At 56.8% G+C, this 14378-nt stretch carries 14 protein-coding genes and 1 pseudogene; 5 read left to right on the forward strand and 10 right to left on the reverse strand.

The window, feature by feature from the left end; translation table 11 throughout:
- Both QM649_RS00785 and QM649_RS00790 read left to right on the forward strand, forming a co-directional pair.
- On the forward strand, positions 1-3011 hold a 3011-nt coding region (locus QM649_RS00785), incomplete at its 5' end, for an efflux RND transporter permease subunit (RefSeq protein ID WP_415197093.1).
- A 56-nt stretch (positions 3012-3067) separates the two neighbouring features.
- Positions 3068-3226: pseudogene (locus QM649_RS00790) on the forward strand (permease); the annotation flags it as partial.
- Here QM649_RS00790 and QM649_RS00795 read toward each other — a convergent pair.
- The 7 genes from QM649_RS00795 to QM649_RS00825 form a co-directional block, all read right to left on the reverse strand.
- Complete coding sequence (locus QM649_RS00795; RefSeq protein WP_415197213.1) at positions 3218-3721, reverse strand: IS630 transposase-related protein; 504 nt, start codon at positions 3719-3721, stop codon at positions 3218-3220. The pseudogene QM649_RS00790 and the gene QM649_RS00795 sit on opposite strands and share 9 nt — an antisense overlap.
- Positions 3722-4219: 498 nt before the next feature.
- Positions 4220-4855: an NAD(P)-dependent oxidoreductase gene (locus QM649_RS00800; protein ID WP_415197094.1), complete on the reverse strand. Its 636-nt coding sequence runs from the start codon at positions 4853-4855 to the stop codon at positions 4220-4222.
- Positions 4819-5091 (reverse strand): NAD(P)-binding domain-containing protein, encoded by a 273-nt coding sequence (locus QM649_RS00805; protein WP_415197214.1) that lies wholly within the window; start codon positions 5089-5091, stop codon positions 4819-4821. The genes QM649_RS00800 and QM649_RS00805 overlap by 37 nt, the downstream gene beginning before the upstream one ends.
- Positions 5092-5107: 16 nt before the next feature.
- Entirely contained in the window at positions 5108-5620 is a 513-nt protein-coding gene (locus QM649_RS00810) for an SRPBCC domain-containing protein (RefSeq protein WP_415197095.1), read from the reverse strand.
- Between the two features lie 17 nt (positions 5621-5637).
- Positions 5638-6615, reverse strand: coding sequence for a zinc-binding dehydrogenase (locus QM649_RS00815; protein WP_415197096.1), 978 nt, complete (start codon positions 6613-6615; stop codon positions 5638-5640).
- 50 nt (positions 6616-6665) lie between these two features.
- Positions 6666-7361: a type 1 glutamine amidotransferase domain-containing protein gene (locus tag QM649_RS00820; protein ID WP_415197097.1), complete on the reverse strand. Its 696-nt coding sequence runs from the start codon at positions 7359-7361 to the stop codon at positions 6666-6668.
- 114 nt (positions 7362-7475) lie between these two features.
- Positions 7476-8576, reverse strand: a complete 1101-nt coding sequence (locus tag QM649_RS00825) for an NADH:flavin oxidoreductase/NADH oxidase (RefSeq protein WP_415197098.1) — start codon at positions 8574-8576, stop codon at positions 7476-7478.
- 122 nt (positions 8577-8698) lie between these two features.
- On the opposite strand from QM649_RS00825, the gene QM649_RS00830 reads away from it, so the two are divergent.
- Positions 8699-9130 (forward strand): winged helix-turn-helix transcriptional regulator, encoded by a 432-nt coding sequence (locus tag QM649_RS00830; RefSeq protein WP_415197099.1) that lies wholly within the window; start codon positions 8699-8701, stop codon positions 9128-9130.
- A 90-nt stretch (positions 9131-9220) separates the two neighbouring features.
- On the opposite strand, the gene QM649_RS00835 is transcribed toward QM649_RS00830, so the two are convergent.
- Positions 9221-9793 carry a hypothetical protein gene (locus QM649_RS00835; protein ID WP_415197100.1) on the reverse strand — a complete coding sequence of 191 codons (573 nt, stop codon included), beginning with the start codon at positions 9791-9793 and terminating at the stop codon, positions 9221-9223.
- A gap of 526 nt (positions 9794-10319) precedes the next feature.
- Complete coding sequence (locus QM649_RS00840; RefSeq protein ID WP_415197101.1) at positions 10320-10706, reverse strand: Fur family transcriptional regulator; 387 nt, start codon at positions 10704-10706, stop codon at positions 10320-10322.
- 135 nt (positions 10707-10841) lie between these two features.
- On the opposite strand from QM649_RS00840, the gene lgt reads away from it, so the two are divergent.
- Positions 10842-11681 carry a prolipoprotein diacylglyceryl transferase gene (gene lgt / locus QM649_RS00845; protein WP_415197102.1) on the forward strand — a complete coding sequence of 280 codons (840 nt, stop codon included), beginning with the start codon at positions 10842-10844 and terminating at the stop codon, positions 11679-11681.
- Between the two features lie 7 nt (positions 11682-11688).
- Here the strand turns inward: lgt and QM649_RS00850 are convergent, their stop codons facing one another.
- Positions 11689-13698 carry a S9 family peptidase gene (locus tag QM649_RS00850; RefSeq protein ID WP_415197103.1) on the reverse strand — a complete coding sequence of 670 codons (2010 nt, stop codon included), beginning with the start codon at positions 13696-13698 and terminating at the stop codon, positions 11689-11691.
- Between the two features lie 106 nt (positions 13699-13804).
- Here QM649_RS00850 and sodC point away from each other — a divergent pair, with 106 nt between their 5' ends.
- Positions 13805-14323: a superoxide dismutase[Cu-Zn] gene (gene sodC, locus QM649_RS00855; protein ID WP_415197104.1), complete on the forward strand. Its 519-nt coding sequence runs from the start codon at positions 13805-13807 to the stop codon at positions 14321-14323.
- Positions 14324-14378 lie beyond the last annotated feature (55 nt).

Here is a 14378-nt window from a genome sequence, read left to right on the forward strand (position 1 = left end):
CCGCTGATCTGCTGAAGGTATTCGAGGACGCGGGAGCGCGCCCAGTAAAGGTCCTTGCCGCGCCGCACGTGAAAGCGGTGCGCGCGCAGACCATGTTCGGAGACTCCTACGTCTATGTGGTCTTTCAGGACGGCACGGACCTTTACTGGGCGCGCTCCCGCGTCCTCGAATACCTTCAGCAGATCAGCGGGCGGCTACCCGGGAACGTGCATCCTTCGATCGGCCCGGATGCCACGGGCGCCGGCTGGGTCTACGAGTATGCCATTGTCGACAAGAGCGGTCGGCATAGCCTTGCGGACCTGCGCAGCCTGCAGGACTGGCATCTGCGCTACGCGCTCGAAACCGTTCCCGGTGTCGCCGAGGTGGGCAGCATCGGTGGCTATGTCCGCCAGTACCAGGTACAGCTCGACCCTAATAAGCTGCTCGCCTACGGCATTCCCCTTTCTACCGTCATCGACCGCGTGAAGGCGAGCACCAACGAGGTGGGAGGCCGCGTGCTCGACCTGAGTGGTGCGGAATACATGATTCGCGGCCTCGGCTATCTGCGCTCACTGGATGACCTTGCAGCAATCGCCGTCGGCAGCAGAGAGGGCACGCCGGTTCTGCTGCGCGACCTGGGAACGGTGAGCTTCGGTCCGGACATCCGCGAAGGAGTAGCCGAATGGAATGGCGATGGAGAAACCGTCGGCGGCATCATCGTGATGCGCCAGGGCATGAACGCGCTGGAGGTTATTCGCGGCGTCAGGCGGAAGCTCCAGGAGATTGCGCCGTCGCTTCCCGCGGGTGTCGTCATCATGCCGGGATACGACCGCTCCAGCCTGATCGACGCTTCGATCCGGACGCTGCAGCGCGACCTGCTTGAAGAGGCAATCATCGTCAGCGTCGTCATCGTAGTGTTCCTCTTCCACTTCCGCTCCGCGCTGATTGCCATCCTCGCTCTGCCCATCGCCGTGCTGGTTTCTTTCATCCCGATGTATTGGCTTGGCGTGACCTCGAACATCATGTCTCTCGGAGGCATTGCTCTGGCAATCGGGGTGCTCGTCGATGCCTCGATCGTTATGGTCGAAAACGGCTATCGTCATCTCTCCGAGCGCCAGGAGCACAGCCCGGAGCCGCTGCCCGAGCCGGAGCGCAGAGCGATCCTGATCCATGCGGCGAAACAGGTCGGGCCCGCGTTGTTCTTTTCGCTGCTGATCATCGTCGTGTCGTTCCTGCCGGTCTTCCTGCTGGAAGCCCAGGAGGGCCGCATGTTCCGCCCGCTGGCATGGACGAAGACGCTGGCCGTCGGCTCGTCTTCCATTCTCGCCATCACGCTGGTTCCGGTGCTGATGGTGACGCTGATCCGGGGAAAGCTGCGCCCGGAGCGGGAGAATCCCATTTCGCGTGGCACCCAGGCGATCTATCTGCCGGTTCTTCGCTGGTGCCTGCGCCACCGCTGGATCACCATCGCGGCCAACCTGGTCTTCCTGGTGGCGACCCTTCCGCTTGCCGCCAGGCTGGGCAGCCAGTTCATGCCGCCGCTCTTTGAGGGCTCCACTTTGTACATGCCCACGGCCCTTCCCGGAATTTCGATCGAGCAGGCGAAGACCCTGCTCCAGTTGCAGGACCGGATTCTTCGCGGCTTTCCGGAGGTGGCCAGCGTCTTCGGCGCTGTCGGCCGCTCCGACAGCGCGACGGACAACGCTCCGCTCGACATGTACGACACCACCGTCATGTTGAAGCCGCGCGAGCAGTGGCCGACCGGCGTGACCTACGCCAAACTCATTCAACAGATGGACGACAGGCTCCAGTTTCCCGGCCTCTCGAATACCTGGACGATGCCCGTCGAGAACCGCCTGGATATGGAACTCACCGGCATCAAGACGCCGCTCGGACTCAAGGTGCAGGGGCCGGACGTATGCGGCATCCAGCAGATCGCCTCGCAGATCCAGAACCTGCTTTCAGGTATTCCGGAGATACGTTCGGCCTTTGCCGAGAAGGTCGCGCAGGGATTCTACGTCAATGTCGAGATCAACCGGCCAGAAGCCGCTCGCTACGGCCTCACCGTCGCGCACGTTCAAACGGCAGTGGCGTCGGGCATCGGCGGCGAGAATATTGCCGAGAACGTCGAGGGCCGAGAACGGTACCCCATCAATGTCCGCTATCAGCGCGATTTCCGCGACAACATCGAGAAGCTGCGCGGCGTTCTGATCGGCACTCCTGCGGGCGCGCAGATTCCACTCGGACAGGTAGCCCGTATCTCTTTCAGCCGCGGTCCGGCGATGATTCGAGATGAAGACGGCGCGCTCACGGGTTACATCTACATCGACCTGAAGAATACGGACTATGGGGGCTTCGTCGGCAAGGCGAACAAACTGCTGCATGACAAACTAACTTTGCCCCCGAACTACTCCTACCAATGGTCGGGAGAGTACGAATCGGAATTGCGCGCCAAGCAGCGGTTACAACTCATCCTTCCGATCGTCTTTTTCGCCATCTTCTTTTTGCTGTACCTGATCTTCAAATCCGTTGCCGAAGCGCTCGTGCTCATCTTTCCTACGATCTATGCCATAAGCGGCGGTCTGCTGTTGCAATGGCTGCTGAAGTATAACTTCAGCGTCGCGGTAGCGGTGGGCTACATCGCTCTGTTTGGCATTGCAGTAGAAACCGGCGTGGTCATGGTGGTCTACCTCCATGAATCGCTCGAGCGAAGAGTGGAAGCCGGAGAACCGCTCACCAATGCGGACGTGGAAGCAGCGGCAATCGAAGGCGCCGTCCATCGTCTCCGGCCGAAACTGATGACGGTCTGCGCCGTCCTCGCCAGCCTGGTCCCGATCCTCTGGGAGTCCGGTATCGGTTCCGATGTGATGAAGCCGATCGCGGCGCCGCTCGTCGGCGGCATGATTACCTCCACGATCCATGTGCTCATCCTGGTGCCCGTCTTCTTCGTCATGATGAAGGAGCGGGCGCTCAGGCGAGGGACACTGATTCGTCGAACGGCCAACGATTCCGCTATGCATCCAAGTCAGTAGGCAGAGAAGCTATTAGGACGCCGGCAGCGGTGGTGCGCACCCACTGGATGTCGTTCATGGCGCGGGAGATTCTCTGGAATCTGATCCTTGGATTCTCTCTCTCGGCAATCGTGCAGACTGTCGTTTCAAGAGAAAAAATAAGCCGCCTGCTGCCGGACAACTCGCCGAAAGCCATTGCGGTAGCGTCCGGGTTAGACCCGGCGTCCTCACCCTGCTCGTATGCCGCCGTGGCATTGGCTCGCTCCATGTTCCACAATGGAAAGGATTTCACGGTAGATCAGATCTTCGGGCGCGATCTCGCCCAGCCTTTGGATAAACGCTTCGCGCCTGATCCGGTTGGCTTGCGTGCCGCGCTCGGTGGCGTGGATCGACTTTTTTTTCAGCCGCAGACCCAACTGCTTGACCACCCGCGCCATGTACGCGAGGCTGATCGACTGGCCCGCACGCGCGAGTTCGGCCTGCAGTTCGCGCAGGATAATATCCGGCTTGTTCTCAACCAGCCTGCGCACTCGCTCGCCATCGATCCGGCTGGGAGCACGCCGCTGCGGGATACGTTCTGCTGAACCGGTCTGCCGCTTCGCCGCAGATACCTTGAACGCCCAGCCAACGCTCACACCAAACCGATCGGACAACTCCCGCAACGTTCCTTCGCCAGCACTATGGGCATCCAACAACTTCTTCCGCAGATCATCGCTATAAGCTCGCGCCATCCAATCACTGTCGGACAAAAAGAATGCCACGCAAAGAATCTAGCTCTATACCCCACAGAGAAATGCTCTAGCAAGCATTCTTCCCTCTAAGTCGTCCATCCTGACATAGCTCAGGGGCGCTTGTGGGTTCCGCCGTCACTATCCTCTCCTTCGTGCGCTCTTTCGGCAATATTCCTCTTGCAGCGGTGCTCTCTGGAACGGAGGCTTGAGCCTCGGAGGCGTGGTGGCGTTTCTGTTTGTGGACCAATCGCGATACGCGCGAGTATGCGGCGGGGCATACGGGCCACCGCGATGTAGGTTAAAAAATAGGTTTCCGGGGTTACACAGCGATAGATGCGGAGGGGTGGATCAAAATGTGACGTGATGTTCATTCGTTTTCAGTCCGATGCCGGTTGTTGATCCTGTGACGACGGCGCGTTTTCCGTGCAAACCGAGATCCATCTTTCTTTCTCCTGCACTCAGCAGTGGGCGGATAGTTTTGTTCCATGATGTCGAGCGTCATTCGTAAAAGCGAATGACTGATGTAACGTTCTCTCCGCCCATTTCCTCGGAGGCTGACTCAAACACGCTGGATGCGGCATTTGAAAGCGGCGTTCTACTTCCAGCTTGTTCGGCCGTTTGCTGTAAGTACCGGAAATCTTTCGCCAACAGGGCATTCGTAAAACGAGGTGTAAAGTCATGGGCAACCATCAGCTTCGCCATGCCCGTTCCGGCAGGGCTGCTGATCGGAAACGTTGTCAGAAGGCTGAGAGCCTGCGTAGTATCCACGCCGTTCTTCTGAAGGAACCCAAGAATCTCCGCCCATCCGGCAATCTGGATGCCGAGAAGTGCATTTACCGCAAGTTTGAAGATCGCTCCGTTGCCAACTGGGCCAACGTGTTGAGCCATGCCGCTGGCAGCAAGTATCGGCTGAGCAGCTTCAAATGCATCGGGATCTCCGCCAACCATTGCTATGAGCTGGCGTGCTTCTGCCTGTGGAAGTGAGCCCGATACGGGAGCGTCAAGGAGATTTATATTACGTTTGCTGGTGAGTTGCGACAATGTGGCAATCCATGCCGGAGTGACCGTGCTCGACTCGATGGCGATGCTGTTCGCACTCATCCCCAATAACGCCCCATCGACCGGATCGGCCATATCTTTTCCGACGCCTTATCATCCGTCACCATCACGATGACGGCTTCCGCGCCGTCTGCAGCTTCCCTTGGCGTCTTCGTCAGCCGTGCCCCAAGTGCTTCCAGAGGACGCGCGGCGGCCTCCGTGCGATTCCACACCGTCAGATCAAAACCTGCCGCGAGGATGTTCTTTGCCATCCGCGACCCCATGATGCCCAGGCCAAGAAATGCAACTTTCTTCATCTCATGCTCTCTCATCTCCTTAAGCACTCAACTACGCCTTTGACGATTTCACCGCGTGGATCAGCCCTTCGAGCCAGTCCTGATGGGCGTTCAGCATCGGATTCGGCTTGGCGAGGGCCATTGCCTGCGCGGGTTTGCCAATCTGCGATTCCTGCGTGAGCACGCGGACACGCCCGCCCGGCAAATCCTCAATGAGCCATGCGTGCAGAACATCGAGAGCCTGATCTTCCGGGCCATCGACCCACGCACGCCACGCGACACGGGCGGCTTGTCCTGCAACGGGCGGCACATATTCGGTGACTTCCGCCTCTACGTTCAAACCGAAGGTGGTGAAGCGAAAACGCACGCCAGAGCTTAGCTCAGGCCCTGCTCCTCCATCGAAGCCGATGTTCGAGGCGTTGCTGTAATAAGTCGGCCAGAAGGTGGTGTCGTTCAAATAGGGCCACACGTCTGAGGTGGAAAGCTCCTTGACGATCACCTCATTCGAGACGAAGTTATCTGTTGTTCCAGGAAGGTATTTCTTCGGCCAGTAAATTTCACTCATGATTCAGTTCCTTTCCTTCAGAGTTCTGCTATCAATTTTCCGCTTTGCCCGCCAGATTTTAGAGTGGCAAGCGCATGGGGAAGTTCATCAAAGCGGATGGTCGAAACCGCGGGAGCCTTCATGGTGCCACTGGCAATTCCACGAAGAAGTTCAGCGCTTGCTTTGTGGAGTTCTTCCCAATCTCGTCCGGCTCCGTGGCGGTAAATGGCTCCCAGCGCTACCTCGTGTTGTGAAATCACGGTGGAAAATGCAGGAGCCGCAGGAGTATTCAGGCGGTCCTGGATGCAGACCAGATGCCCGTTATAACCAATCAGTGGCGCCAGCGATCGCGCGTGGGCTTCATTCACGGTGTCGATGGCCGCATACAAGCGTTCGCCCTTGAGAGCCTTCAACAGCTCATCCTGCCATGCAGGAGTACGGTAGTCGAAGACACCAGCCACACCAGACTGGAAGAGTGCAGCGTGATGTTTCGGAGAGGCCGTCGTCCAGACCCGATACCCTCGCTTCAGTGCCAACTGGACAAGAAAGGTGCCCACCGCGGCCCCGCCACCAATGATCAGGAGATCGGCTCCATCCGCGACTGGAATCTTGTTTACAGCATGCCAGGCCGTGAGTCCGGGGCATGGAACCGTGGCGGTATCGAGGAAGGAAACTTCCTCAGGAACAGGATGCAGTGCTTTGGCTGCAACCAAAGTATGCGTTGCAAAGCTGCCGTCACGCTGCAAATCCTGATGATAAGCAACGCGCGTACCGATGGGAACTCTTGCATCCGGCCCGCAGGCCACGGCCACGCCCGCGCCATCAACTCCCGGAACGTGTCCCGGCTGCCAGCCGAGGGCCTTCCATACAAGCGCCTTCCAATCCACGGGGTTGAGGGCCACGGCTTTATTGGCAATAAGAACATCCTCTCCCTTCGGAGAAGGAAGTTGTTTCTTGATCAGTTTCAAATCTGTTGGTTCAGGCGCCCCTTGCCAGGCCCAGGTTTTCATGTCCATACTTACTTCCTTCTCGACGCGTGATGGTACGCCATCGTCATGCAGGACGTTTACTTTTGCAATTGCTTCAGAAGCAGCTTTGCGACGCCTTCGCTGGAAGCAGGATTCTGCCCGGTAATCAACGTGCCGTCTTCGACGGTGTAGGCCGCAAAGTTCTTCCCCTGCGAGTATTCACCTCCCAGCGAGATGAGTTTCTGCTGGACCGATAACGGAACCTCGGCATCAAGACCGGCGGCCTTTTCTTCCGCGTCGCTGAATGCTGTCAGCTTCTTTCCGCTCACGAAAGGCTTACCATCTGCAAGCGTTACTCCGAGCAGGGCCGCCGGACCGTGGCATACAGAAGCAACCGGCTTTCCCGTGCGCGCAAACTCTGAGATCAGATGCGCCACATTCGGATCGACAGCAAGATCAAATAGAGGGCCGTGTCCACCGGGAATGAAGATGGCGTCGTAGTCTGCCGCATGGATTGCGGGAGAAAGCGCAACCGTATTCCTGAGGGCCAGTGACGCATCCTTCCACTGCTCGTCCTGTTCAGTCGTTCCCTTGCTATGAGGATCGACGGGAGCCTGTCCGCCTTTCGGACTGACGACCGTGACCTTCGCTCCGCCGCGAACGAGTGCGTTATAGGGCGTAGCAAACTCTTCAAGCCATGCTCCGGTAGGGCGGCCATCAGAGAATTTATCTGCGCTCGTGACCAGTATCAGAACACGAGGCGCATGGGATTGAGCAACGTTCGGAGTTGTCATAAACACCATCGCGCAGAGTGTTAGGAAGATCGTGCCTGCATTGCGAATCTTTCTGAAAGGTTGGGCTGCATGAGAAGAGGTTTGTTTTCTCATGCAGCAAGGTCCAAAGATCGATCAGCGATACCGGGCCAGCCAATGGGCATAGGGTGGCGGCAGGGTCGCCCATGCCGGGTTTTCAATTCCTAGTGTCTTGGCAGCGCGATATGGCCAATGCGGTTCGGCCAGCAACGGACGGCCAAGAGAAACGAGGTCGATCTTGCCCTCACGAATCAGCGTATCGGCCTCTTCCGGTTCGGAGATATACCAACTGGTCGTGCCGGGCAGACCGGTTTCGCGGAGAACAGTCTGGGCGGTGTCGGCAAGAAAGTGAGGGGCCCACGGAATCTTTGCATTCGGCGTATTGAAGCCAACGGACACATCTACCAGATCGAGTCCTTCCTGCTTCATCTTTTTGAGCAGTTCAATCGCCTCCGCAAGCATGGTCTTGTCCTGCTCTTCACCCGCGAACTCGACTACGCTGAAGCGGATCGTCAAGGGACGGTCTTCCGGCCATACCTTACGCACGGCAATAAAGGTTTCCAGCAGGTAGCGGGCACGGTTCTCCGCGCTGCCGCCATAAGCATCGGTGCGCTTGTTCGAGAGGGGAGAGAAAAAGTTCTGCGCCAGGTAGCCATGCGCGAAATGAAGTTGCAACCACTCAAAGCCGATGTCGCGGGCGCATGTGACGGCTTTTACCGTATCGGCTTGTACGCGAGCAATCTCCGCAAGGCTCATCTCTTCAGGGACACGCGGCAGGCCATCTCCAAAAGGAATCGCTGATGGAGCAATCGTTTTCCACGAATGCGGCTGGCCTTCTGGAATATGGTCATCGCCTTCCCATGGACGGTTCGCGGATGCTTTGCGTCCGGCATGTGCAATCTGGATGCCGGGAACAGCGCCGGCTTTCTTCATCTCGGCCACAATCGGCGCGAGTAACGCGGCCTGTGTATCGTTCCACAGTCCAAGATCACCCCAGGTGATACGTCCCTCCGGCGAAACGGCAGTTGCTTCCACAATCACCAGCCCCGCGCCTCCGCGTGCGAGCGATGCGTAGTGGACCCGATGCCATTCATTGACTTCACCTTCCTGCGCCATGTACTGGCACATTGGAGAAACAACGATGCGGTTGCGCAGTGTCACATCTTTCAAACTGTATGGGTCGAACAGACCGGGCATTCACCAACTCCTATCAGGTATTGCTCTCAGCACTTCTCCCTTACAGATGTCATCTTAGTTCACAAGTTTCACATTTTGTTATACTTACAATATTGTCGTATACTCACATAAAGGATAGTGAGATGAGGCGAAGACGATTCAATGTATATGACTTAAACACCGGCTGTTCGGTCGAAGCGTGCCTGGAGGTCATTGGCGGCAAATGGAAGGGAGTTATCTTGTACCACCTGATGACATCCGGCGTCCTGCGCTTTAATGAGATTCAGAAATTGAAGCCCGAACTTAGTCCTCGCATTCTTACCGCGCAACTGCGAGAGCTGGAAGCAGATGGCGTGATCGTTCGCAAAGTGCATCCGGTTGTTCCGCCGAAGGTGGAATACTCGCTCTCGAAGGCCGGGGAATCGCTCAAGCCGCTGATCAAAGCCATGCAGCAGTGGGGCGATGAACACATCATGCGTACCAATGCGCCGATTGGTCGCCGCATCCGCGCCGAACAGAGCAAGGAAGAATCGGCTGCTCGGAAATTGAGGACCGCGGAAAGCGTGCGGTCTTAAAAAGAGTTTTGGACTATTGATTATCGCACTTTTGATGACCCTGGCCTGCCAAGGTGCTGTAGCAATCGATTCAGAACACGCACGACATCCTCACCGCGCAGACTCTGGCTCGATTCGATCGCCAGCGCCTCCCGCGTAAAGAGATCTACCACCGTCAGCGAACGGAACCTCCTGCCGTCTAAGTTGATCGGAGGCGAAGTCCATGGCCCATACCTGGTTCGGACCAGTAGGCTTGAACCGCTCCTGCCGATGCACGACAGCTCGCCGCCGCCCTGCAGGCCGTTTGCGTAGACCCAGTCCTTCTTCCTTGTAATGCCGATAGACCAGGTCTTTACCCACCTGCCAGCTTTCACGGTTCAGCGGCACGCGGATCATCCGGTCGCCGTAGCGCACCCGAGTCTGAGCAATCTCCCAGATACGCATTCGTAACTCCGTCCACTGCTCACCATGGCCTTCGTAGCGATACGTCGCGCGGGCAACTTCCAGAATACAGCAGACATGTCGCTCACTCACCTCGTAGCCCTGTTCCAGATACTCCACCAACGGACGACGCAGCAAAGGCTTTACAACTTTTCGTAGACCATCCTGCGACATGGTCTTATTTAACGTCTGCTCGGCCGATACTTGCTTTAGCTTCGCGTTCTCTTCTCGAAGCTGCTTCATCTGGCGCACATGATCCCTACCATGCCGACATACTTGGCCTTCCAACGATAAAAAGTCTGCTCCGTGATCCCGACCTTCCAAATTAACTCCGCCACAGGAACTTCTACCACTGCCTGCTTCAACACCCTCTACGATCTGCTCCACGGAAAAAGTCCTTTTCGGCATCTGATCTCCAAGCTTTTTAGAGCTCCGCTATTATGCCGGCAACATGGGTGACCTTGATATCAAGGGGATCGAATTGGCCTCAATTTTCTTTCTAGGGCGTGCAGGGCTCGTCCTTCTTCTGGTCTGTGTGAATGTCGCCAACCTGTTGCTGGTGTGCGCCAGCATACGCGAGCGGGACACGGTAATCCGTTTCGCGCTCTGTGCGCATCGCTCACGCTGCTTCGACAGATGATGACGGAGAGTACGCTACTGGTCAAGGATGAGAAAACGGTGTACGCCAAGATCCTTGCGCAAGACATCGCAGCCTCTTTCCGAGGCTCCAGCCCCTACAATGATGACGCAACGAAGTGCAATCGAGAGGCTAGGCGTGGACGCCGGCATTACAGTTGGCGCAGTTTCCATATAGAAAGAACTCGTGTCCCGTGGTGCTGAATCCCTTTGGCAGTCGCTGCTTTGTTTGCGCAAAGCAGCCCTTCAGGTCATAGAGCTTCCCGCATTTGTTGCACTGGAAATGATGGTGGTGTTCTTTCCCCGAAAGCTCATATCGGGGCGGTTGCCCCGGAATTACAACTGGAGTCAGCCACCCCTCCTGGACGAGTGTCTGAATGTTCCGGTAGACAGTCGCGATTCCGATCGTCGGATGAAACTCCAGAGCGCAGGAAAGCGCTTCTTCCGGCGACAAGGGGCGGTCAGCTTCTGAGAACGCGTCCCGTATGGCGGCCTTCTGTTTGGTATTTCTCTTGTCCATCGCTAATAAGATTAGGTTCTCATCATTCGGAATTCAAGGAGCTTCGTCACCACCGAAAAGATTCTGTATCCAATCCGGCAGTCGTCACGTCTCACTTATAATGATACTCCTTTCTCAATAAAGGAGGGAGGACGTGTGCAGGACCAATACTGGGTCGATGATCTCAATCCCTGGATCTTTCATCTTTCGAATGGGGTCGGAGTACGCTGGTACGGCCTGGCCTATATTCTTGGCTTCCTCATCGCCCTCGCACTCTGGACCCGATGGGCGAAACAGGAGCGGATTCCTCTGGCACCTGAGGATGTTTCGACGCTTCTTGTTTATGCGGCAGCAGGCGTCGTTGTAGGTGGCAGACTCGGTTACTGTCTGTTCTACAATCTCGACGCGGTGATCGCCCAGCCTCTCGAGATATTCGCCATCTGGCATGGAGGGATGTCGAGCCACGGCGGAATTCTCGGCCTAGTTCTCGCGATTTACCTATACGCTCGAGTACAACACGCAGATTGCTGGTTATTACTCGACGCCGCCGCGGCGGTGGGGCCGCTCGGCATCGCCTTGGGGCGAATCGCAAACTTCGTCAACGGCGAGCTCTGGGGAAGACCATCAACCGTCCCATGGGCGGTAATCTTTCCGGACGCTCCGCTGGTCGGCGGAATCAATGTCCCCCGGCATCCCAGCCAGATCTATGCAGCCGGCATAGAAGGCCTGCTTGTCTTCGCTGTCGCCATTCGGGTCTTCCATAGACAAAGACATTCCGGCATGACCACCGCGGCTGTCTGCATCGTCTATGGAGCCGGCCGCTTCATCGATGAGTGTTGGCGGCAGCCGGATCTCGGTCAGCCTGTCTTTTGGGGATGGATGAGCAAGGGGCAACTGCTCACCGTCCCCATGATTCTAGCGGGCATTCTTCTAGCCGTCTGGCGATCAAAAGCAATGAGATCGGGTTTCCCAGCAGTGGGTGATGCTTCAAACTAACGGACACTTACTTCTGTGCCACCTTCACCGTCTTCGGGTCTACCGTGATCTCAGCGAGACGCTTCGCCACATCGGTGGGGACCTCTTGCTGATAGCGCCCATTGAGCTGTGAGGCCAGGAACTTCTCCATCGCTGCGATCATCGCGAGATTGTTGATTGGACGATGAAACCCATGGCCCTCATCCGGCGCAACGAGATACTCGACCGGGACGCCGTGATCGCGCACAGCCGCAACGATCTGGTCGCTCTCGCGCTTGTTCACGCGAGGATCATTCGCTCCCTGAACGACCATCAAAGGAGTCCGAATCCTGCTTGCTGCATTCAGCGGACTCTCTGCTTCGAGAAGAGCTTTTCCGGCAGGTGTCGTCGGGTCAGCCATACGCGTATACATCTGCTTCCGTCCCGCCTCCCAATAGGGAGGAATCGAATGGAGCAGTGTAATCAGGTTGGATGGGCCGACAATCGAAACGGCCCCTGCGTAGAGATCGGGCGTGAACGCCACACCTGCCAGGGTGGCATAGCCTCCATAGGATCCGCCTGAAATGCCGACGCGTTTCGGGTCAATCGTACCTTGCGCTATCAGGTACTTCACGCCCCACGTGAGGTCATCCTGCATCTTACGGCCCCACTCTCCGTTCCCGGCGTTGAGGAACCTCTTTCCAAATCCGGTCGAACCGCGGAAGTTCGGCTGCAGAACGGCATAGCCGCGGTTAGCAAAAAACTGCGCGAAAGTATCGTATCCCCAGGAATCGCGCGCCCATGGGCCACCATGCGGAAAGACGAGCAGAGGAAGACTCTTAGCCTTCACGCCTTTTGGCAGAGTGAGATACGCTGAGATCTCGATTCCATCGGACGACGAATAACGAATGGTACTCATGGAGGCAAGAGCCTCCCGAGGGATTTCCTCACGGATCCGGTATTGCAGAAGCAATGTCTTTTCCTTCCGGTCAAAGACATATGTCTCGCCCGGCTCGGTATCACTCGACGCGCTCACGATCCACTGCTGCTCATCGCTGCTGTGGGAGCCGAAGTGAATCTCTTGGTTCGGCAGCTTGTTCTGCAACCACCTGTAATCTGCCTCGAACGCTTTGTCTTTCCAGTACCAGCGCGGTTTGTCGTCCTCGTAGATGGTCGCAAGAAGCCGATGGTCCACATCCGACAACATAGCGTCGCTCAGGTCGACGCGCTTTTCCGGGTCACTCTCTACCGTCGTGACCTTCGACGTTTCCGGATCGAGGAGCTCGAGTTCGGTAAGATCGTGCTCGCCCCTGTTCGATGAGAGATAGACCTGCTTGTTGTCTGCCGTGAAGGCGATGGTCTCGCAGCTCTCAAGAACTGAGCACTGGTAGATGGCGTGAAAGTCGTTTGGGTCGACGCGGAGGATTTCCGTGTCGCCGGCAGCGGTTGTTTTCGCGGCCAGCTTTAATCGGCCATCGTGGTCGAAGATCCAGTCGGCAATCTGCTCCGTATTCTTCCGCAGCAGCTGACGTTCGCCGGTCGAGATCGTCAGCTTATAGAGGTCGTGCCAGGATTTGTCACGATCGTTTAAGCCGATGTAGACGATGTCTGGTGTCGCCTTCGGAACCGCATAAATCTCTGTCTGGACGCCATCGGCGTGCGTGAGGTTTCTGGTGGCCGGCACTCCAGTCGCAGGATCCGCCGCTGCTCTCGGATCGATGGCGTAGACGTTAAAGTTCTCATCTCCACCTTTGTCCTGAGCATAGAGGATGAATCTGCTATCGCGGCTCCAGAAGTAGCTCGAGATCGGCCTGGGAGATTCTGAACTGACCGGCTTTGCCGCGCTAAAAGGTTCACTTATCTTTTTGACCCAGATGTTGCGGGTTCCCTTGTAGGGCTTAAGGAACGAAATCCATTCTCCATCCGGAGAGATCTGTGCGCCGCTGATCTGAACCTCGCCGAAGAAAAGATTCCGATCGAGAATCGGAGGCGTTTGTGCCTTCAGATTCAAAATAGGCACAAACATCAATAGAACAAGAACACGTAAAAATCTGTTCATGGTTTCCTCCAATACTCGGCCGCCTTTTGTTGCGAGAGTATTATCAGTATCATTATTTTGCGGCCTCCGGACAACCCGATCTGCAAAGCCTGCGAAGGAGATCAGTATGAGACCTAAATTTATTTTGGTAATTCCCGCGCTATTAGTTGCGGCATCTGCGCTCTCGCAGACGGCTCCTCATACCAGCGAACTGAAAGGCTCGAACGGTACTTCGATCGGCCAGATCACCGTTACTCCGGCGCCGAATGGTGTTCTGCTGCGAGTCGAAGTAAAAGGACTTACGCCGGGCTGGCATGGCATGCACTTCCACGAGAAGGCAGATTGCAGCGACGCAGCATTTAAGAACGCAGGCGACCATGTGCATGCAAAGACGCCGGTCGTACACGGACTGCTCAATGCGGATGCGAACGACGCAGGCGACCTGCCGAACCTGTATGTGACAGCCGACGGCACGGCCATAGTTGAGCTCAACTCCACGCTGGTAAGCATCAAGGGTGAGGGCGGACGTCCTGCGCTGCTTGATGCGGATGGTTCCGCTCTTGTTATCCATGCCAGTCCCGACGATTACAGAAGTCAGCCGATTGGTGGCGCGGGAGCAAGAGTGGCCTGTGCGGTCATTCAATAATGCGAGCAGGCATAGACCTGCCATCAGGTATTATTGATATTTATTTATCAATAAC

This window comes from Silvibacterium sp., assembly GCF_047605705.1.
Taxonomy (GTDB): domain Bacteria; phylum Acidobacteriota; class Terriglobia; order Terriglobales; family Acidobacteriaceae; genus Silvibacterium.